Raw genomic sequence first — 18,666 nt, forward strand, 5'->3', positions numbered from 1 at the left:
GATCACTCCTTAATTACGACGCGGTCCCGTTTGATCGGCTGCAATTTCGTACACTTTCTCGGCGACATCCGTAAAGAGTACGCCATCCAGATGATCAATCTCATGCTGGAATGCACGGGACAGCAAGCCACTACCCGTAATAATCAGCTCTTTACCTTCACGATCCAGACCTTTAACCGTAACGGTCTCGAAACGGCGAACATCACCATTAATTCCAGGGATACTCAGACAACCTTCCGGTCCAAATTGTTCTCCCTCACTCGCAATGATCTCCGGGTTAATCATCTTGATCAGCCCTTGCTCATCACCTGCGTCGATAACAATCAGACGTTTCAAAATACCGACCTGCGGCGCAGCAAGACCCACACCTTCTGCATCGTACATGGTATCAGCCATATCATCCAGCAATTTTTGTACATTTGGTGTAATTTTGGTTACTTCTTTGGCTCTCTTGTGGAGCACCTCATCTGGTTCTTGCACGATAATGCGAATCGACATGTTGTAAGCACCTTCCTAATCCTCATCATAATTTCAGGACGATATCTGTATTTTGGGGTATTCATTTTAATCTATGTTTATACCGCTTGTTTACATCCGCATTGCTGCAAAATGCTTACATTAACATTTGCGGGTCTACATCCAGACTAATAAGCAATTTTTGCGCCTGAACATCATCGTCCATGCGCCGGGCCGTAGCCAGAGCGAGTCCTATGGCGTCTACATCCCCCCGCCATTTTATCATACATTGGAATCTGTATCTATTCTTGATCCGAGGAATCGGAGACGCTACCGGCCCCAGTACATCAAAGGCATCATTGCTGAATCGATCCAGACTGCCGAGCCATCCAGCCGCATTAGCCTTCTCTTTCAGTATTCGCGTATAGTTCTCGGCAAGACGAATCAATACCGGAAGTTGCTCATGCGAAAAGGTCACCAGAATCAGGCGACAGTATGGCGGATATTGCAAATTGCGACGGTGCAGCAATTCCTCACGTACAAACGACACATAGTCATGCTGACTCGCATGGCCAATGGAGTAGTGCTCCGGCGTATAGGACTGAACAAACACTTCACCAGGCAATTGGTGCCGACCCGCTCGGCCTGCTACCTGAGTTAGTAACTGAAACGTTTTTTCGGCAGCACGAAAATCAGGCAAATTCAATGCTGAATCCGCTGTTATCACGCCAACCAGAGTCACATCAGGGAAATCAAGTCCCTTCGCAACCATCTGGGTGCCCAGCAATACATCCGCCTTTTTCTCACGAAACTGTTTCAGCAGCTTCTCGTGAGCCCCTTTTTCCGTTGTTGTATCCACATCCATTCGTATGACCCGAATACCCGGAAAGAGCTTGGCAAGCTCTTCCTCGACTCGCTGTGTACCTGTACCAAAGTATCGAATATGCTCACTTCCACAATCCGGACACACCTCCGGAGCCGCTTCCGCATACCCGCAGTAATGACAACGGAGATTATTCGAGCGCTGATGGTACGTCAATGAAATATCACATTCGGGACAACCTGCCACATATCCACAACTTCGGCACATGACAAAGGTCGAATATCCACGGCGATTCAGCAGAAGCACCGTCTGTTCACCACGTTCCAAGCGCTCCTCCAGCCCTTTGTGCAAAGCCCTGCTGAACATGGAGCGGTTGCCATCCTTCAACTCTTCACGCATGTCAACGATCCGCACTTCGGGTAGTTTGTTCCCCAGTGCCCGTGTTGGCATCTCCAGCAAGAGTGGTGCAAAATCATCATTACTCTGCGAGCGTGCCGCGTAATAACTTTCCAGCGAAGGTGTCGCTGAACCCAGAACAACCACGGCCTGGTGCTGCTGTGCTCTTTTTACCGCCACATCACGAGCATGATATTTCGGAGTTTCCTCCTGTTTGTAGGAAGTCTCGTGTTCTTCATCCATAATAATCAACCCAAGCCGACTGAATGGAGCAAATACGGCTGAACGCGCCCCAATCGCAACCTTCACCTGACCCTCACGAATCTTGCGCCATTCATCATAACGTTCACCGCCAGACAGACGACTGTGCATAACAGCAACTTGGTCACCGAAGCGCCCTTTGAAGCGCTCTACCATCTGTGGTGTGAGTGCAATCTCGGGCACCAGAACGATAGCCTGCCGATCCTGCTCGATGCATTGTTGAATGGTTTGAAGATAGACTTCCGTCTTGCCACTTCCCGTAACACCATGTAACAAAAACACTCCATGGCGTTGTTCCTGCAATCGGCCATTGATATTGTCGTAGACAAGTTTTTGCTCTTCAGTCAGAACCAGCGGTTCAGTCGCTTTAAACTTCCTGCCCTGGTAAGGGTCACGAAAGACCTCAACGTCCTCGGTTACGATTAATCCCTTTTCCTCAAGCCCTTTAATCGTCGCAGCCGATACCTGTAGTGTAGATAACACTTCTTTCATCGGCATGGGCAGCAGTTCTTTCATTTCCAGCAAAAAAGCCAGAATCTCCTTCTGCCGCTGTGCTTTCGCCGGGAATGAAGCAAGTGCTTCCTGAGCAGCAGCAATATCTACAGCCAGATCAACGGACTTCATCGTTTTTTTATTTAACTTGTCCTTGATGGCCTGACTTTCCAGCAGCACGCCACCAAGCAATAATTTCTTAATTAGTGCAGCATGATTGGGATATTTTCGACTCAGTTGTTGCAGCGGTACCTGACCCCGACTTTTGACAAAGCGGATGATATCCTGCTGTACTTTCTCGGTCGTAGACTCTTCTCCCCAAACAAATAACATCTCATCATCCGGTTGTGCTCCCGCCATCTGTCCATCAAGTGCATCTCCCAGCGAGATGTATCGCTCTGCTTTCCCTTTCAATGCCGTCGGCACCATGACCTGCAATGACAAAATCCGGTTACTGGCATAACGTCCACTCATCCATTCGGCCAACTCAACCAAATCCTTTGACAACGGGGGAACAATGTCCAGTAACTCCTGAATCTGCTTAAGCTTGAATGTTTCCTCTCCGGTACGCGGCACAAGATCAATCACGAATCCCTGCACCGTCCGATGACCAAAAGGCACACCCACCCGGCTGCCAATCTCGATCCATTCTCTCATCGATTCAGGTACCAGGTAATCAAACGGCCGATCTGTTTCCTTCACGGGAACATCGACTATGACCTTGGCAATCTCCATATCCTAATTCCTCCCGGCAATGCGCTCCGCCGCAATCCGGAGCAACCGATGAGCCACATCGTCCTTGGCCATCACTGGAAGCTCCTCCACCAAACCTTCCCGGTCATAGATATGTACCGCGTTGGTGTCTGTTCCAAATCCTGCACCCGTGCGGGTTACATCATTGGCTACGATCAGATCACAGTTTTTCCGTTCCAATTTCTCACGTGCATACATCTCAACTGACTGAGTCTCCGCAGCAAAACCAATCAAAAACTGATGGGTTTTCTGTTTGCCCAGTGTTTCAAGAATATCTATATTTTTAATAAGTTCGAGCGACAGCGTGTCGCCTTTCTTCTTGATCTTCTCGGTATAAACTTCCTTTGGACGATAATCGGCAACTGCCGCCGCCTTAACCACGATATCAGCATCGTCCCACTCGCGTGTTACCGCTTCATACATATCCTGTGCAGACTGTACAGGGATCAACTCCACGTTCTCCGGTGGCTTGGATTGGGTACTGCCCATAACCAATTTCACATCTGCCCCCAGATCACGCGCAGCTGCGGCTATGGCAAATCCCATTTTGCCAGATGAATCGTTCGTAATGTATCGTACTGGATCAATGCGCTCAATCGTACCTCCAGCCGTAACAACAACCTTCTTGCCTTGTAACAATGGAGCTTGTCCCTGCCGACTAATGCCTGCAGACTCTCGCTGTTCAAAGAAACGTTCTACCACATCCACAATGCTCTCCGGTTCTTCCAGACGTCCCTTGCCCACATATCCACACGCAAGCAGACCTTCACCCGGTTCAATCATCATGGCGCCCCGTTCAACAAGCAGGTTCATATTATGCTTTACAGCTGGATGATCATACATATGTACATTCATCGCTGGAGCAATCATGACAGGGGCTGTCGTGGCAAGAAGAGTCGTTGAGAGCATATCATCTGCCATGCCATGCGCCATCTTGGCAATGACATTGGCTGTTGCCGGAGCAACCAGAACAAGATCCGCCAGATCGGCCAGATGAATATGAGATACGACTGCTGGTTCACGCTCATCAAATGTATCGGTATATACGGTGTTTCGGGTCAACGTTTGCAGCGTCAATTCGGTAATAAACTGTGTAGCAGAAGCTGTCATGATCACATGAACATCCGCTCCCTTTTGCACCAGTCTGCTGCATAATGTTGCCGCTTTGTAAGCGGCTATGCCGCCAGTCACACCAAGCACGATTTTTTTACCGTTCAACATGTTTATTTCCCCCGATATTTATACGACGTCTAAGTAAGATTCCGTTAAAATATGCTTATTCGTAAAAAAATAACAACCTCGCGGTTGTCAATTAATCCGGCTTGCGCCGTATGCAGTTGAAGAGCAGCCGCAGGCGGCTTACTCTTCTTCTTCGTCCTGTCCTTTGATGACAACGAGCAGGTCTCCATAGATTTCTTCCAGTGCAACGCCAACTTGCTTATGGGATCTCGCACCTCTTAAATCCGTTTTTTCACCTTCACGTAGCTGTCTAGCCCGGCGGGAAGCAGCAACAACAAGGGAATACTTGCTGTCGACTTTGTTCATCATTTCATCAATAGAAGGATACAGCATATTAACAAACACCTCTTCGCATTAGTATAATCACAAGTTGCCGCCTGACAGAACTGATGTGGCATGTCTTCACACCCGGGCATTCCGAGAAGGAGTGCTTCAGTATATGATATGACAACTGCCCCACTTATATCGCATTCTGCAGCGGCAAAAGGGATTATTTATTGATCTTACAATGTTCGGCGATTATGATGCTTTCTATTCTCTTGCACGCCAAATCAATTTCATCATTAACAACAGCGTAATCATACTGCTCCAGCAGACTGATCTCATCAACCGCCACGGACATCCGGTGATCAATGGTCGCTTGGCTTTCGGTACCACGGCCCTGAATGCGATCTTTCAGCTCGTCCAATGAAGGAGGAAGCAGGAAAACAAAGATCCCTTCCGGGAATTTCTCTTTCACTTTTAACGCGCCTTGAACCTCAATCTCCAGAATGATGTCGCGGCCTTCGTTAATCGTTTTCTCTACAAAATCACGCGGTGTTCCGTAATAATTACCAACATACTCCGCATGTTCCAACAATTGATCTTCAGCAATCATGTTCTGGAACTCTTCATGACTTCTGAAGAAATAGTTCACACCATGTTCTTCACCAAGACGAGGCTGACGGGTTGTCGCCGATACAGAATAGATCAATTCCGGCACCCGTTTGCGCAAAGCGCTGCATACAGTACCCTTCCCGACCCCAGATGGGCCGGACAACACTACCAGTAATCCCTTAGACATATTACACTCCATTTTATTCGTCGTTATCATCATCTTTCGAAGAAAGACGATGGGCGACCGTCTCAGGCTGAACTGCAGACAAAATGACATGATCGCTATCCGTAATAATTACGGCACGAGTACGTCTTCCGTACGTTGCATCAATCAGCATGTGACGATCTCTTGCCTCTTGTATAATTCTCTTGATCGGCGCCGATTCCGGACTCACGATGGATATAATCCGGTTCGCCGATACGATGTTACCGAATCCAATGTTAATGAGTTTGATTGCCATAATCAGGTTCTTCCCCCTATACATGCGACTCTTTTGCCGAAATGTGGCCGTTCATTCGATATTCGCAGCTTGCTCACGAATCTTCTCCAGCTCCGCCTTCATCTCGACAACACGATTCACCAGAGCCAAATGGTTGGCTTTTGATCCAATCGTATTGACTTCCCGATTCATCTCTTGAATTAGAAAGTCCAACTTACGACCTACGGGCTCATCATTCTTCAGCAGTTCCCTGCTCTGTCCAAAGTGACTCTGTAGACGCGTAAGCTCCTCTTCTATGTTAGAACGATCGGCAAACATTGCAATTTCCATACCCAATTTATGCTCATCAAAAGGGAAAGAGCCTTCTTCCTGCATTTCCGTAAGCCTTTGTCTTAGCTTGTTGCGATAATCACTTACTACAGTTGGTGCAAGATTAAGCATCTCGGTATGCAGTGACTCCAGACGGGAAATCCGCCGTTCCAGATCACTGGCCAGATGAAGACCCTCGCGAGCGCGCATCTGTTCAAGGCTGGACAGAGCCTCTTTCAATCCTTCCTGCAGAACTCGCTCCCATTCGTCCTTCTGCTCTTCGGGAATGGAACTTGTCCCATCCGAATGAACCATGACGTCCGGCAGCCCAAGCATATCCACAATACTTGGTTTGCCCTGCAATCCATATTGGGTCTCCAGTTGCTCTGCAGCCTGCAGATAGGCCCTGACCGTCTGTTCATTCAGAACAGCGGGAAGAGCCTGGTCTTCCTCTTTTTCTTTCATTACATAAACATCAATCCGCCCACGTTTCAAACGACTCTGTACGATCTTCCTCAAACCGTCTTCATAATACGTCCACTCTCTTGGCAGACGCATCATCACTTCGCAATAACGATGATTAACAGATTTGATCTCTAATTGTACCTTATAGCCGCCAAAATGAAAGGCGGATTGACCGTATCCGGTCATACTGAATGACATCGGCATCACATCCGTTTTACTATTGTAATTGATTATTAGGGTTGAAACAAGTAGGACATTGATGCTCCGACTTCTCCCATACGTATTGAGTCAGTTCGGCAGTCATGCCGTAGAACATAAACGGTGTCATGAGATAGATGCCTTTGAAATGCGCTGTTGCTACGTCCAGCAGTTCTTTGGCAATTTTTACTCCCATCGCACGGCCTTCTTCGCCTTCCAGACCGGCCATACGGGAACGCACTTCATCCGAGAGCTGAATTCCGGGAACCTCGTTGTGCAGATACTCTGCATTCCGTCCACTCGCCAGCGGCATTACACCTACAAAAATGGGCACATCCAGATGTTTGGTCGCTTCGTGCATTGCTACAATCAACTCAGGATCATAGATCGGTTGTGTCATGATGTAATCAGCGCCAGAGGCAATTTTCTTCTCCAGACGTTGTACAGCTTTCTCCAAATATTTCACATTAGGATTAAATGCCGCTCCGATGACAAAACCAGCTTTTTGCTTCAGCGGTTTACCTGAGAAAGCCACTCCATCGTTCAACTGTTTGATCATGCGTATGATTTCAAAAGAAGTCAGATCGTATACCGAGCTCGAACCAGGCAGATCGCCAAATCTTGCAGGATCTCCTGTTACAGCCAGTACATGATTAATACTCAAAGCATCAAATCCCATCATGTGGGACTGCGTTCCAATCAGATTCCGGTCACGGCAGGCAATATGCACCAGTGGACGAAGGCCCGTGCGATCCTGAACGAGGTGACCCAGCGCCATGTTGCTCATGCGTGTAACCGCGAGTGAATTATCGGCCAGTGTCAGGGCATCGGCTCCGGCTGCTTTCAGTGTCTCGGCACCTTTCATGAACTTGGCAATGTCCAAGTCACGTGGCGGGTCAAGTTCAACGATAACGGTGTGACGATGCTTGACCAGATCAACGATCGTAGGCTGTCCGCCACGTCCGGAACGCTCATCCACATGTTCATGCAACACAATACGCGGTTTGGATTCTGACGGATCAGGCTCCAGAATGGGCGAAGGCACATAGTCAGCAAGCGCCTCTTTCATAGCGGTAATATGATCAGGTGTCGTACCACAGCAACCGCCGATAATACGAGCGCCCAGTTCAGCAAATTGCACTGCCGTCTGACCAAAGTACTCCGGAGTCGCACCATAACGGAACTGACCATCCACATAATCTGCGGCACCCGCGTTCGGGTAGACGGACATTGGAATACCAATACGTCCGGAGACGGTTTCCATGGCACGCATAATCCCGTTTGGACCTGAGCGACAGTTAAAACCAATGACGTCCGCACCCTGCTCCCGCATAATACGGAAGGCTTCAGGCATTGTATATCCGTCCAGTGTGTGTCCTACATCCTCTACCGCGAACTGTCCAATTACGGGCAGATCACTTAGCTTGCGCGCTTGCAAAAGGGCAATATCCATTTCCTCGATATCATAGAAGGTCTCAAGCAAAATGCCATCCACGCCTTCATCTAGCAGTGCAGAGATCTGTTGTTGATAAAAGCGTTTCAGTTCACTCGTTGACACGTTTGTCCGCTTGCCACCTCGAATGGAACCAACTGCACCAAGCACATAACCGGTATCTCCAGCTACCTCTTTGGCGATGCGTACGCCGGCACGGTTCACGTCCTCCACCTTGGACTCCAGACCGAACTTGGACAACTTGTCGTAATTGGCAGAATACGTATTTGTTTCAAATATTTCTGTACCTGCATCCCGATAACGGCGATGTACATCCGCCACTACTTCAGGTGAAATCAAGTTTAATTCTTCATATGAAATCCCCACCGGGAACCCCATTTGGTACAGAAATGTTCCCATGGCCCCATCTCCAACGAGAACCCGTTCCTGCATAACTTTGCGCAAATCCGCCTTCATCCTATTTCCCCCCGCCTAGCTGTGATCATTTACATACTAATGTAACACAAAAAACGCTAAAAAACGAAGAAAAACACAGGTTTTTAATGAGTATCCAGCTCATATGGACTTTCTTGCCATACAGCCCCCAATATGTCTCTGTACAGGAGACACGACCTATCCTTTTTGACAAAAAAAGAGGCCCGCAGGCCCCTTTGGTTAAACCTTTCACTTTTTATGAAGTGATTCCCTTAAAAACAACTTCAGCAGGTCCAGTCATGTACACATGATTGTCAGCTTCATTCCACTCAATGTGGAGATCCCCACCCTTGAGGCTGATGACTGCTGTACGATCTGTATGTCCATTCAGGACAGAGGATACCAGTGTTGCACAAGCTCCGGTTCCACAAGCTAGTGTTGGACCCGCTCCGCGTTCCCATACACGCATGTCCACATATCCACGGTCACGAACTGTGGCGAATTCCACATTGATTTTTTTCGGAAACATCGGATGCACTTCAAGAAGTGGGCCCCAAGTCGTGAGGTCAAAATTCACAGCGTCATCTACATAGATAACCGCATGTGGATTACCCATGGATACGGCAGTGAATTTGAACGCATGTCCATTCGCTTCAATGTAGTGATCAACCACTGGGTTGGCATCCACCGTTGTAGGCACTTGAAGGCCGTTCAGGATCGGCTCACCCATGTCAACACGAACCGTTTCCACTTTACCATCACGAATGTTGAGACTTACAGGTTGTACCCCTGCACCAATCGTTTCAATGGTGATCTGCTCCTGGTTCACGTGACCATGATCGTATACGTATTTGGATACACAGCGAATGGCATTACCGCACTGCTCTGCTTCCGAACCGTCCGAATTCATGATACGCATCTGAAAGTCTGCCTTTTCTGAAGGCAGTATATAAACCAGGCCGTCCGCACCGATACCAAAGAACCGGTTGCACCATTTCACAGCCAATTCTGCAGCATCTGCCGGAAGCTCCTTTTCACCAAATACAACGATAAAATCGTTACCAAGTCCATGCATTTTCGTAAATTCCATAATCTTGCCCACTCCTTTTGGCAGTCTGCTGCCAAAGCTATATTCTTGCTCTTCTACAGGATTACCATAGAAATTCATATTCAGCATTTACACAAAAAAGCTATCCTGCAAAATGCCAAAGCTGCCGCTTTGAATCATTTTGAGGATAGCATAACGAAATAGGTAAGGAAAAGGTATTGATTTTATGCTGAAAACTTTGTACTTTTCGGTACGAAGCGGCCAGAACCACCCATACGGCGGCGGTTACGACGACCACCCCAGACGCTGCCTGCGCCCATAAGGAACGTGGGAATGCCCGCAGCAACGATACAGATCGCCCACTCACGCAAACCAAGCGGTACGGTTTTGAAGATCGGCTGCAAGGGTTCAACGTACATGACAACCAGCATCAGTACAACCGATGAAATCACAGCAAGAACCAGATATTTGTTCTGTAGTGGATTCCGGTGGAAGATCGACCGCGAACTACGGCAATCAAAGACATGAATGAGTTGCGCCAAAACGAGTGTCGCGAATGCCACCGACTGTGCCTTGATCAGTTGCCCCGGATTATCCGGTGCAGCCTGAAGGGTAAGCCAGAACGCTCCGAGTGTGCATAATCCAATCAACACACCCCGGCTAACGATTTTCCAACCCAGTCTCCGCGCAAAAATATTTTCCTTGGCTCCACGGGGTTTGTGTTCCATCAAATCTTTCTCAGGCTGATCTACCCCGAGCGCCATTGCAGGCAAACCATCCGTCACCAGGTTAACCCACAGAATCTGAATAGGCACGAGTGGTAGCGGTAGGCCCATCATCATTGCAAAGAACATTGTCAATATTTCGCCCACGTTTGATGCCAGCAAATAACGGATAAACTTGCGAATGTTCTCATAAATATTACGGCCTTCTTCAATGGCAGCCACAATGGTTGAGAAGTTATCATCACTCAGAATGAGCGCCGAAGCTTCCTTCGTGACATCTGTACCCGTAATGCCCATCGCGATCCCGATGTCTGCTGCTTTAATGGCTGGAGCATCATTAACTCCATCACCCGTCATGGCGACGACATGCCCTTTGCGCTGTAACGATTTCACGATGCGAAGCTTGTGTTCCGGAGATACCCTTGAGAACACGTATATGCCCTCTACCTGTTTATCCAGTTGATCGTCTGTCATGCCTGCCAGTTGCTGACCACTTAACGAAGCCCCTCCGCGGGGAAGAATCCCCAACTGATGAGCAATGGCTTCTGCCGTTGTTCCATGATCACCTGTGATCATGACAGTTCGAATCCCCGCCTTGCGGCATGTGGCAATCGCATCTCGCACTTCACGACGCGGCGGATCAATCATACCTGCAAGTCCTACGAAAACAAGCTGACTTTCGGCGGCGTGTTCGTCAGCCACTTTTTCTTCCGGCCGCACTTCACGGTAGGCCATTCCGAGGACACGTAGTGCTGCTCCGGCCATGCTCTCATTTGCAGCCATTACTTTCTGTCGCAGTGTTCCAGTGAAAGGTACAACCTTGCCTTCCCACAAAATATAACTACAGTGTCCGATCAACACATCCGGTGCACCTTTGGTATAGATCATTCGGCCTCCCTGATGATGAACCAGGACCGACATGCGTTTACGCTCCGAATCAAACGGGAATTCCTGCTGGCGGGCATACAACTCTTTGAGTCCGGCAGGAGTAAGCCCCATTTTGGAGGCCAGTATGACGAGTGCCCCTTCCGTCGGATCGCCTTTCAGCTCCCAGAATACATTGTCTCGTTGAACGGTTTCTTCTTGGAGATCACCTTTTTTCGTATTTTTCTTGACGTCCTTTTTGTTATCCTTGCCCTTTTTCTTGCTCCCCACCTCGCTTGCAGCACTTTCCACAATACTCGCATTGTTGCAAAGCGCGCTGATCTGAAGCATTCTGCGCAGGGACTGGTCACTCTTCAGTTCCACCGTACGACCGTTCTCCAGCATCTGACCTTCAGGTGCATAACCATCCCCGGTAACCTTGATGCTGCGTCCCTCCAGCCACACATCCGTTACCGTCATCTTGTTCTGGGTGAGCGTGCCAGTCTTATCCGAACAGATTACGGATGCACAACCAAGGGTCTCGACAGAAGGCAGTTTGCGTACAATGGCTTTACGTTTGATCATACGCTGTACGCCTAGTGCAAGTGCAATGGTTACAATTGCCGGCAGACCCTCCGGTATGGCAGCCACCGCGAGGCTGACCCCTGCCAGAAACATGCCAACGGCTGGTTGTCCGTGCAATATCCCTGCGACGACAACCATAATGGTTAATCCCAATGCGACAAAAATCAGAATTTTGCCCAATTGCTCCAGCCTGTGCTGTAACGGTGTTTCTTGCTCCTCCGTATTCTGGATTAGATCGGCAATTTTGCCCATCTCGGTCTTCATCCCCGTACGGATAACCACACCTTTGGCTGTGCCACGAGTGACCATGGTACCCATAAAACCAATATTCTTCTGATCACCCAGCGGAACGTCCTCGTCCGCAATCGGAAGGCAATGTTTGCTTACAGGAACCGATTCCCCGGTAAGTGCCGACTCCTCGACATCCAGACTGTTCGTTTGCAGCCAGCGCACATCAGCGGGTATGCGGTCCCCACTCTCCACCATGATAATATCCCCGGGGACAAGTTGTTTGGCGGCAAGGTGTACTTCCTGGCCTGAACGAAGCACTTTGGCAAGAGGTGCAGACAACTGTTTCAATGCACGAAGAGATCGTTCAGCCCGGAATTCCTGTACAAACCCCAGAATAGCATTCAGTACGATAATAGCCACAATCGTTACCGCATCCAGATACTCACCCAGTAATCCGGATACCAACGTTGCTCCCATCAACACCAGCACCATAAAATCCTTGAACTGATTCAAGAGCAATGTAATTGGAGAAATGCGTTTCCCCTCGCTCAGCTCATTCGAACCGACCACTTTCCTCTTCTCTGCTACAGCTTCATCCGTCAATCCTTCCTGCGGGCTGACGCCAAGAGTGTTACGAAGCTCTTCATCACTAAGTTGATGCCACTTGGTATGTTCCATGCTTCAAGTTTCCCTCCCAGTCTGTATTTCATCTGCAAAATAAGCTCACATGACTCACCGGCGCGCTGGTCGACAGGCTGTACACTATGCCGGACAAACTACCTGCTCTATATGTATTCGGACAGGTCTGTGATTAGCACCCGGAAGGTGAATCCTTTCCCTGATGGACAGAATAGGCTAAAATAAAAGTCTGCGATGTTCTGCGCAGTACCAATTCCAGCGTTCAACAGGCAAGCAACGAAGAATCTGTAGCCAGTCCTTGTTTTTTACATACCTGGTTGCACGTTTCAGTTATATAGATGAAGCATTTGGCATGATAAATGCAGATGCTCGATAGAGAGAGGAAGTGGAAAAAATGGCATTGGACGGCATTGTAACACGGGCCATTGTTCATGAACTGCAAGGCTGCATTGGTGGACGTATCAGCAAAATCCATCAGCCGAATGGCCATGACGTAGTTCTCACCCTGCGTGCTCAGCGCGGAAATAGTAAATTGCTTGTTTCGGCAAGCCCAACCTATCCCCGTGTGCATTATACGGAAAAGACATTCCTTAACCCTACGGAAGCACCCATGTTCTGCATGTTGCTCCGTAAGCACTGTGAAGGTGCAATCATTGAGGAGATCCGTCAGATTGGCATGGAGCGTATTATCCACATCAATGTGCGCCAGCGCGACGAACTGGGGGATGTTTCGGTTAAACGGATCATCATTGAATTGATGGGGCGTCACAGTAATATTATTTTGCTTGATCCTGTTACAGGAACGATTCTGGATGGCATTCATCATGTGACTCCTTCCATCAGTAGCTACCGGGTAATCATGCCTGGATTCGCGTATACTGCCCCACCCGAGCAACATAAAAGTAATCCGCTCGAAGTGAGTCGTACAGCATTCGAGGACAGCTATCATGCCGCTGAAGAAGATGCATCACGCTGGCTTGTGAACTCCTTTAGCGGTCTTAGCCCGTTAATTGCGGGAGAGATTGCTGCTCGTGGAATTGCTGCTGAAGGCACAGTGAGTACTCAAGCTGTGGTTGAGGGTGAAAGCCGAGTTGAGGCTGGTGCACTCTGGAACGCTTTTGAAGCCGTGATGGGGCCTGTCAGAGATCATATCTACACACCTGTAACCGGAATGAACGCCAAAGGCAAAATGATTTTCTCGGCCGTTCATCTTCAGAGCATTCAGGACTTGGAGAAAACCTATGACACGATGAGCAAGTGCATGGAGGATTACTACGGAGACAAGGCAGAACGGGACACGGTTAAACAGAGAGTAAGTGATCTGCTCCGTTTTCTGCAGAATGAGCGAAGCAAAAACATCAAAAAGCTGGACAACCTGAACAAGGATCTGCTGGAAGCGGACGATGCGGACAAGTTCAGACTATGGGGTGAGTTGCTGTTTGCCTCCCTGCATCAGGTTCACAAAGGGGACAAGAGCGTGGAGCTTGTGAACTTCTACGATGAAGACCAAGCCAACATTACCATTCAGCTTGATCCACTGCTCACACCGTCTGACAACGCACAACGTTATTTCAAGCGTTATAACAAATATAAGAACAGTCTGGCTGTCATTCATGAGCAGCTTGGCAAAACCAAAGACGAGATCGACTATCTCGATAACCTGTTACAGCAGCTCTCCATTGCATCGATGAACGATATTGAGGAAATACGGGACGAGCTTGTACAGCAAGGATACCTTCGTGACCGTAATAAAAAGGGTAAAAAGAAGAAGAAAAGTGACCGTCCAACCGTACACCAGTTCACCTCCTCCGAGGGGATTGATATTCTTGTGGGCAAAAACAACCTGCAAAATGAGTATGTGACCAACCGTCTTGCTTCTTCCAACGACACCTGGCTGCATACCAAAGACATTCCAGGTTCACATGTCGTTATTCGCAGTACAGACTTTGGTGAAGCTACATTGGAAGAAGCAGCTCAGCTTGCTGCCTACTTCAGCCAAGCCAAGGAGTCCAGCAGTGTGCCTGTGGATTACACGTTTATCCGTCATGTGCGCAAACCAAGTGGTGCGAAGCCTGGTTTTGTGATCTATGATCATCAGAAGACGTTGTTTGTCACGCCAAATGATGAATTGATCAAGAGTCTGCCATCCACGATTAAAAATGGATAGTATATATAAGTTGAACTAAAGATTATTTACACTGACACTACGATGACAGAACAACCTTCCAATCGCTGTTATCCCCAGATTTTTCTGATCCCCTTTTTCAAGGGTAAATCCGGGGATAAAGGCGAACGCTCCGCTTTTTCAGGTTTTTTCTGTCCTCTCCGTTAACGAATAAATGATTAGTTCAACTTATATAGATGTAATAGTAACAATAGAAAAATCCCCTGACCATTAACGGTTCAGGGGATTTTTGTGGTTGCACTACATGTTTGAATGATATGTGAAGCTCAGCTTATTTAGCTTTCTCTTTGAATATTAATTCATTTATATGTATAATGATTCAATTGTGATGAATAAAATTTATAGTTAAAGGAAGTGTACCATGACCATACATATTAGAGAAACTCAACCTGATGATCTGAAACCCTTGATGGCATTAATGCATGACTATGTTGTGGGATTCTACAACAACCCTTGGCCTGGTGATCAATCCATCCAGCTTTTGATCAACAACCTGCTTAATCAGCAGATCGGTGCTCAATTCGTGGCAGAAGAGGACGGGAAGCTTATCGGATTTTCCACCCTGTTCTTTACATACAGCACGATGAAAGCAGAACGTGTCGCCATCATGAATGACCTATTTGTTACGGAAACATTCAGAGAGGGCGAAGCAGAAGCTAAATTATTTGCACACTGTCAGCAGTATACGCGTAACCATGGATGTGCATATATGTCTTGGATCACAGCAGTGACCAATGAGCGGGCACAGCAATTATTCGAACGTCTTGGGGCTACACGTGGCGCTTGGGTAAACTATTCCATTACATAGACTATTTTCAGAACAAAAAAAGGGACATGCAAACATGAAGGTTCAGCCCTATCATGCTTGCATGTCCTTTACTCCTTCGATCTTAAATGTATCCAGTAATACAGAATTTATTATAGTCAGATAGAGCGTTGCAACGTCTCGCTTACTCTCCCTTTTGCTGTGAAGCAGCTGCCTTCAACCTTTCCAACACATCAACCGTTACGGTCTTGCTACCAAGATCTCCGTGGAAAACAACACCTTGCCGTTTGCCATGATAATCAGATCCACCTGTTTCAATGAGGTCGTATTCCTTGGCCAGCTTACCATACCTGCGTTCCTCTTCTGGGCCATGGTCCGAATGAAACACCTCAATGCCATCTGGACGAGAGTCTTCGATGATACGTCGCACCAATTCATCATCATTATAGAGACCCGGATGGGCAATTACAGCGGCTCCACCTGCGGCTCTGATCCACTCGCAAGCATCCTCTGGTGCAACGCGGGGTACAGATACAAAGCCTGGCTTGCCTTCAGCAAGATACTGATCAAAAGCATCCCGCATGTCGACCGCATATCCCTTCTTCACCAGCACATCGGCCATATGAGGTCTTCCAATACTCTCATCCGGCTCTAACGGTCGTCCCAGCTCATCCAGTACCTCCTGCCAGCTTATATCAAGCCCGAGTTCCTGCAGCTTGGCGATAATCAGATGATTTCGCTCATCTCGCGCTTCTCGTAATCCGGCCAACCGTTGCAGGAATATCTCATTCTCCGTATTAACGTAATAGCCCAGCACATGAATATCTTTCCCGCCAGCCCGGGTGCTGATCTCCACTCCGGCAACAACATCAATATCGTACTCTTTTCCCGCTTGTTGTGCTTCCGCTACACCGGCTACTGTATCATGGTCTGTTAGGGCAACCGCAGATAGCCCTTTTTGTTTGGCAAGCTTCACATTATCAGCAGGTGGCTGCATTCCATCGGAAGCCTGACTATGCGTATGAAGATCACAGCGTCCTTGGCGCTGATCCATGATCAACAGCTCCTTTGTTTAAAATTGATTATGATTCAATCTTATCTACCATTGATGTTGCCAACGATTATGCCTTCCCCGTCTTATGTACCGACTTAGGCTGCTCCTGCTGACGCAGATAATTCAGGAAAGCGACTGCTGACAAGGGCAACAAGGACGATTTTAGATGGATGGCATAGAACTGCCTTTTGAATTCGAGTCCACGGATATCCACAATATGAACAAGTCCCAGAGCCAGTTCATGCTGCACCGAAGAAGGAGATAACATCGTAATACCTACCCCTGCCTCCACGGCCGATTTTACCGCTCCTGTACTGCCAAGTTCCATCACCACATTCATATCCTGTGGATCAATCTTTTTCTTTTGCAATTGGTCTTCCATCACCTGACGAGTACCCGAGCCCTTCTCACGCAGCACAAAAGGATAATTCATTACATCCTCAATATTCACTTTGCTACGCTTAGCCAAATCATGTCCGGCAGGTACAATCAGTTTCAGCTCGTCCTGCATGACAGGCTCCACAATCATGTCCGGGTGGTGCACTGGCGCTTCAATCAGACCAAAATTAAGCTGGTGCTTCAATATATCATCCATAATTTGCGTTGTATTCATCACTTTCATGACAATTGAAATATCGGGATACTGAAGTGCAAATGGTCCGAGCATGCGTGGAAGCACATATTCCCCGATTGTTAAGCTGGCTCCCAGCTGGAGTCTGCCCTGTAACATCTGGGTAAACGCCGACATCGCTTCGTCCGTCTGTCTGACCAGCTCTACACTCCGTTTCGCATGAGGTAATAAAGTCCGGCCAGCCTCGGATAATTCTATTTTTTTGGTGGAACGATGCAGTAACTTGGTGCCAAAATAGTCCTCCAATGATTGAATCTGCATCGTTACTGCCGGTTGAGTCATATGTAATGCTTGTGCCGCAGCCGAGAAACTCCCTTTCTCTGCTACCGTATAAAAAATATGCAATTGGTGAAAATTCATATCTTCGCCCCTCTTCGATTACACTCTCTACATTGTAGCCGATTTCCCGCTTGGCAACAAAAAAAGCATGCAGCTTGTCTGCATGCGATAATACTTGAATCTATGATTTCAACATATTGAATCTACTCAGGCTTACTTATGCTTGCGGCTATTTTTGACCAGCGTCATTCTTCTTGAATGTCTTAACCATGAATAATATGATTTCAGGTCCCTCAACTCAATGGTCTCCGACATACGTCCCAGAAACGTAACCACAATCATTTTGTGCAGCGGGTTGCCCGCAATATCATATTCTCCTTCAAGTTCGGAAAATTCGGCGACCACCACCAGATCCTCATCAATCAGGTAGACGTCCTGTTCATTACGGTAGTATGGTGTTATACGGTCCTGCTTCAGACACTCCCATAACCACGCCGCAATATGGTCATCATCACTACGTGCAGGCTCAATACGGTCTGCATACCGCATCTTGGCATGATGGGTAATGACGATGTCGGCCACTTTCTTGTCTCCAAGAGCCACGAAAAACGGCTCGTAGGTGCTCCAACGTTGCATCACCTTATCACGCATGGGAATCACTCTCCACCAGATAGGACTTTCTATCTATTTATTACCAAATATATTACAACATTAGTCCCGCAACCTCAAGGCGTAAGTTTAACTTTTTTTCACAATAGCCAATTTGTGTATAATTCAAGAAAAGAGCGACCCCAAAGGGTCCCTCCAGTTTCTCGTCTATATTCCGTAAAAGCTCGTTTTGTCCATCGTTTTGCTGGCATACTCGGTTTTGATCTCATTACGATACGAGCGTTCGATCTTGCGCACATAGGAAAGTCGCTTCACATTTTTCATCGTATCATCTGCCCGTTCTGCATTAACATACATGACTACATAATGCATACGGCGGGAAATATAATGCACGGTGCCATATTTTTCGAGATTACGGGCAGCCTTCAAATCACTGACCCAAATAATGAATCCTGTCCTTTCCGCAAACATCATC

Annotated in this window: 16 protein-coding genes; 2 read left to right on the forward strand and 14 right to left on the reverse strand. The window is 47.8% G+C overall.

Annotated elements, in window-relative coordinates:
- Positions 1–9: 9 nt before the first annotated feature.
- The 10 genes from def to BS614_RS23725 form a co-directional block, all read right to left on the reverse strand.
- Entirely contained in the window at positions 10–498 is a 489-nt protein-coding gene (gene def, locus BS614_RS23680; RefSeq protein ID WP_017687449.1) for a peptide deformylase, read from the reverse strand.
- A 115-nt stretch (positions 499–613) separates the two neighbouring features.
- Complete coding sequence (gene priA, locus BS614_RS23685) at positions 614–3,163, reverse strand: primosomal protein N' (protein ID WP_074095763.1); 2,550 nt, start codon at positions 3,161–3,163, stop codon at positions 614–616.
- A 3-nt stretch (positions 3,164–3,166) separates the two neighbouring features.
- On the reverse strand, positions 3,167–4,402 hold the full coding sequence (gene coaBC, locus BS614_RS23690) for a bifunctional phosphopantothenoylcysteine decarboxylase/phosphopantothenate--cysteine ligase CoaBC (RefSeq protein ID WP_074095764.1): 1,236 nt from the start codon (positions 4,400–4,402) through the stop codon (positions 3,167–3,169).
- A gap of 138 nt (positions 4,403–4,540) precedes the next feature.
- A complete protein-coding gene (rpoZ, locus tag BS614_RS23695; protein WP_036614619.1) occupies positions 4,541–4,753 on the reverse strand; it encodes a DNA-directed RNA polymerase subunit omega in 213 nt (70 codons plus the stop codon).
- Positions 4,754–4,910: 157 nt separating this feature from the next.
- Positions 4,911–5,483 (reverse strand): guanylate kinase, encoded by a 573-nt coding sequence (gene gmk, locus BS614_RS23700; RefSeq protein ID WP_017687445.1) that lies wholly within the window; start codon positions 5,481–5,483, stop codon positions 4,911–4,913.
- A 13-nt stretch (positions 5,484–5,496) separates the two neighbouring features.
- Positions 5,497–5,757, reverse strand: a complete 261-nt coding sequence (gene remA / locus BS614_RS23705) for an extracellular matrix/biofilm regulator RemA (RefSeq protein ID WP_006209218.1) — start codon at positions 5,755–5,757, stop codon at positions 5,497–5,499.
- Between the two features lie 51 nt (positions 5,758–5,808).
- A complete protein-coding gene (locus tag BS614_RS23710; RefSeq protein ID WP_074095765.1) occupies positions 5,809–6,708 on the reverse strand; it encodes a YicC/YloC family endoribonuclease in 900 nt (299 codons plus the stop codon).
- Between the two features lie 19 nt (positions 6,709–6,727).
- The gene (locus BS614_RS23715) at positions 6,728–8,617 is read right to left on the reverse strand and encodes a bifunctional homocysteine S-methyltransferase/methylenetetrahydrofolate reductase (protein WP_074095766.1); all 1,890 of its coding nucleotides are present in this window, start codon (positions 8,615–8,617) and stop codon (positions 6,728–6,730) included.
- Positions 8,618–8,831: 214 nt separating this feature from the next.
- Positions 8,832–9,665 (reverse strand): diaminopimelate epimerase, encoded by an 834-nt coding sequence (dapF, locus tag BS614_RS23720; protein ID WP_036614947.1) that lies wholly within the window; start codon positions 9,663–9,665, stop codon positions 8,832–8,834.
- A 182-nt stretch (positions 9,666–9,847) separates the two neighbouring features.
- On the reverse strand, positions 9,848–12,706 hold the full coding sequence (locus BS614_RS23725; RefSeq protein WP_074095767.1) for a cation-translocating P-type ATPase: 2,859 nt from the start codon (positions 12,704–12,706) through the stop codon (positions 9,848–9,850).
- Between the two features lie 355 nt (positions 12,707–13,061).
- On the opposite strand from BS614_RS23725, the gene BS614_RS23730 reads away from it, so the two are divergent.
- The gene (locus BS614_RS23730; protein ID WP_074095768.1) at positions 13,062–14,834 is read left to right on the forward strand and encodes an Rqc2 family fibronectin-binding protein; all 1,773 of its coding nucleotides are present in this window, start codon (positions 13,062–13,064) and stop codon (positions 14,832–14,834) included.
- 379 nt (positions 14,835–15,213) lie between these two features.
- Complete coding sequence (locus tag BS614_RS23735; protein ID WP_074095769.1) at positions 15,214–15,660, forward strand: GNAT family N-acetyltransferase; 447 nt, start codon at positions 15,214–15,216, stop codon at positions 15,658–15,660.
- Between the two features lie 142 nt (positions 15,661–15,802).
- Here BS614_RS23735 and BS614_RS23740 read toward each other — a convergent pair whose 3' ends face one another.
- From BS614_RS23740 to BS614_RS23755, 4 genes are all read right to left on the reverse strand, one after another.
- The gene (locus BS614_RS23740) at positions 15,803–16,672 is read right to left on the reverse strand and encodes a PHP domain-containing protein (protein WP_074095770.1); all 870 of its coding nucleotides are present in this window, start codon (positions 16,670–16,672) and stop codon (positions 15,803–15,805) included.
- A gap of 67 nt (positions 16,673–16,739) precedes the next feature.
- The gene (locus tag BS614_RS23745; RefSeq protein WP_036614641.1) at positions 16,740–17,663 is read right to left on the reverse strand and encodes a selenium metabolism-associated LysR family transcriptional regulator; all 924 of its coding nucleotides are present in this window, start codon (positions 17,661–17,663) and stop codon (positions 16,740–16,742) included.
- A 132-nt stretch (positions 17,664–17,795) separates the two neighbouring features.
- Complete coding sequence (locus tag BS614_RS23750; RefSeq protein WP_017687436.1) at positions 17,796–18,233, reverse strand: hypothetical protein; 438 nt, start codon at positions 18,231–18,233, stop codon at positions 17,796–17,798.
- Positions 18,234–18,398: 165 nt separating this feature from the next.
- A complete protein-coding gene (locus tag BS614_RS23755; protein WP_026080981.1) occupies positions 18,399–18,662 on the reverse strand; it encodes a YlbG family protein in 264 nt (87 codons plus the stop codon).
- Between the last annotated feature and the right edge of the window lie 4 nt (positions 18,663–18,666).

It is taken from the genome of Paenibacillus xylanexedens (assembly GCF_001908275.1).
Taxonomy (GTDB): domain Bacteria; phylum Bacillota; class Bacilli; order Paenibacillales; family Paenibacillaceae; genus Paenibacillus; species Paenibacillus xylanexedens_A.

What these genes read in the sequence shown, in the direction of transcription:
- BS614_RS23710 (WP_074095765.1), bottom strand. Translation starts at nt 6,708, where the DNA reads ATGTCATTCAGTATGACCGGATACGGTCAATCCGCCTTTCATTTTGGC.
- BS614_RS23755 (WP_026080981.1), bottom strand. Translation starts at nt 18,662, where the DNA reads ATGTTTGCGGAAAGGACAGGATTCATTATTTGGGTCAGTGATTTGAAG.
- rpoZ (WP_036614619.1), bottom strand. Translation starts at nt 4,753, where the DNA reads ATGCTGTATCCTTCTATTGATGAAATGATGAACAAAGTCGACAGCAAG.
- BS614_RS23725 (WP_074095767.1), bottom strand. Translation starts at nt 12,706, where the DNA reads ATGGAACATACCAAGTGGCATCAACTTAGTGATGAAGAGCTTCGTAAC.
- BS614_RS23735 (WP_074095769.1), top strand. Translation starts at nt 15,214, where the DNA reads ATGACCATACATATTAGAGAAACTCAACCTGATGATCTGAAACCCTTG.
- remA (WP_006209218.1), bottom strand. Translation starts at nt 5,757, where the DNA reads ATGGCAATCAAACTCATTAACATTGGATTCGGTAACATCGTATCGGCG.
- priA (WP_074095763.1), bottom strand. Translation starts at nt 3,163, where the DNA reads ATGGAGATTGCCAAGGTCATAGTCGATGTTCCCGTGAAGGAAACAGAT.
- BS614_RS23715 (WP_074095766.1), bottom strand. Translation starts at nt 8,617, where the DNA reads ATGAAGGCGGATTTGCGCAAAGTTATGCAGGAACGGGTTCTCGTTGGA.
- BS614_RS23745 (WP_036614641.1), bottom strand. Translation starts at nt 17,663, where the DNA reads ATGAATTTTCACCAATTGCATATTTTTTATACGGTAGCAGAGAAAGGG.
- BS614_RS23740 (WP_074095770.1), bottom strand. Translation starts at nt 16,672, where the DNA reads ATGGATCAGCGCCAAGGACGCTGTGATCTTCATACGCATAGTCAGGCT.
- coaBC (WP_074095764.1), bottom strand. Translation starts at nt 4,402, where the DNA reads ATGTTGAACGGTAAAAAAATCGTGCTTGGTGTGACTGGCGGCATAGCC.
- BS614_RS23750 (WP_017687436.1), bottom strand. Translation starts at nt 18,233, where the DNA reads ATGCGTGATAAGGTGATGCAACGTTGGAGCACCTACGAGCCGTTTTTC.
- BS614_RS23730 (WP_074095768.1), top strand. Translation starts at nt 13,062, where the DNA reads ATGGCATTGGACGGCATTGTAACACGGGCCATTGTTCATGAACTGCAA.
- dapF (WP_036614947.1), bottom strand. Translation starts at nt 9,665, where the DNA reads ATGGAATTTACGAAAATGCATGGACTTGGTAACGATTTTATCGTTGTA.
- gmk (WP_017687445.1), bottom strand. Translation starts at nt 5,483, where the DNA reads ATGTCTAAGGGATTACTGGTAGTGTTGTCCGGCCCATCTGGGGTCGGG.
- def (WP_017687449.1), bottom strand. Translation starts at nt 498, where the DNA reads ATGTCGATTCGCATTATCGTGCAAGAACCAGATGAGGTGCTCCACAAG.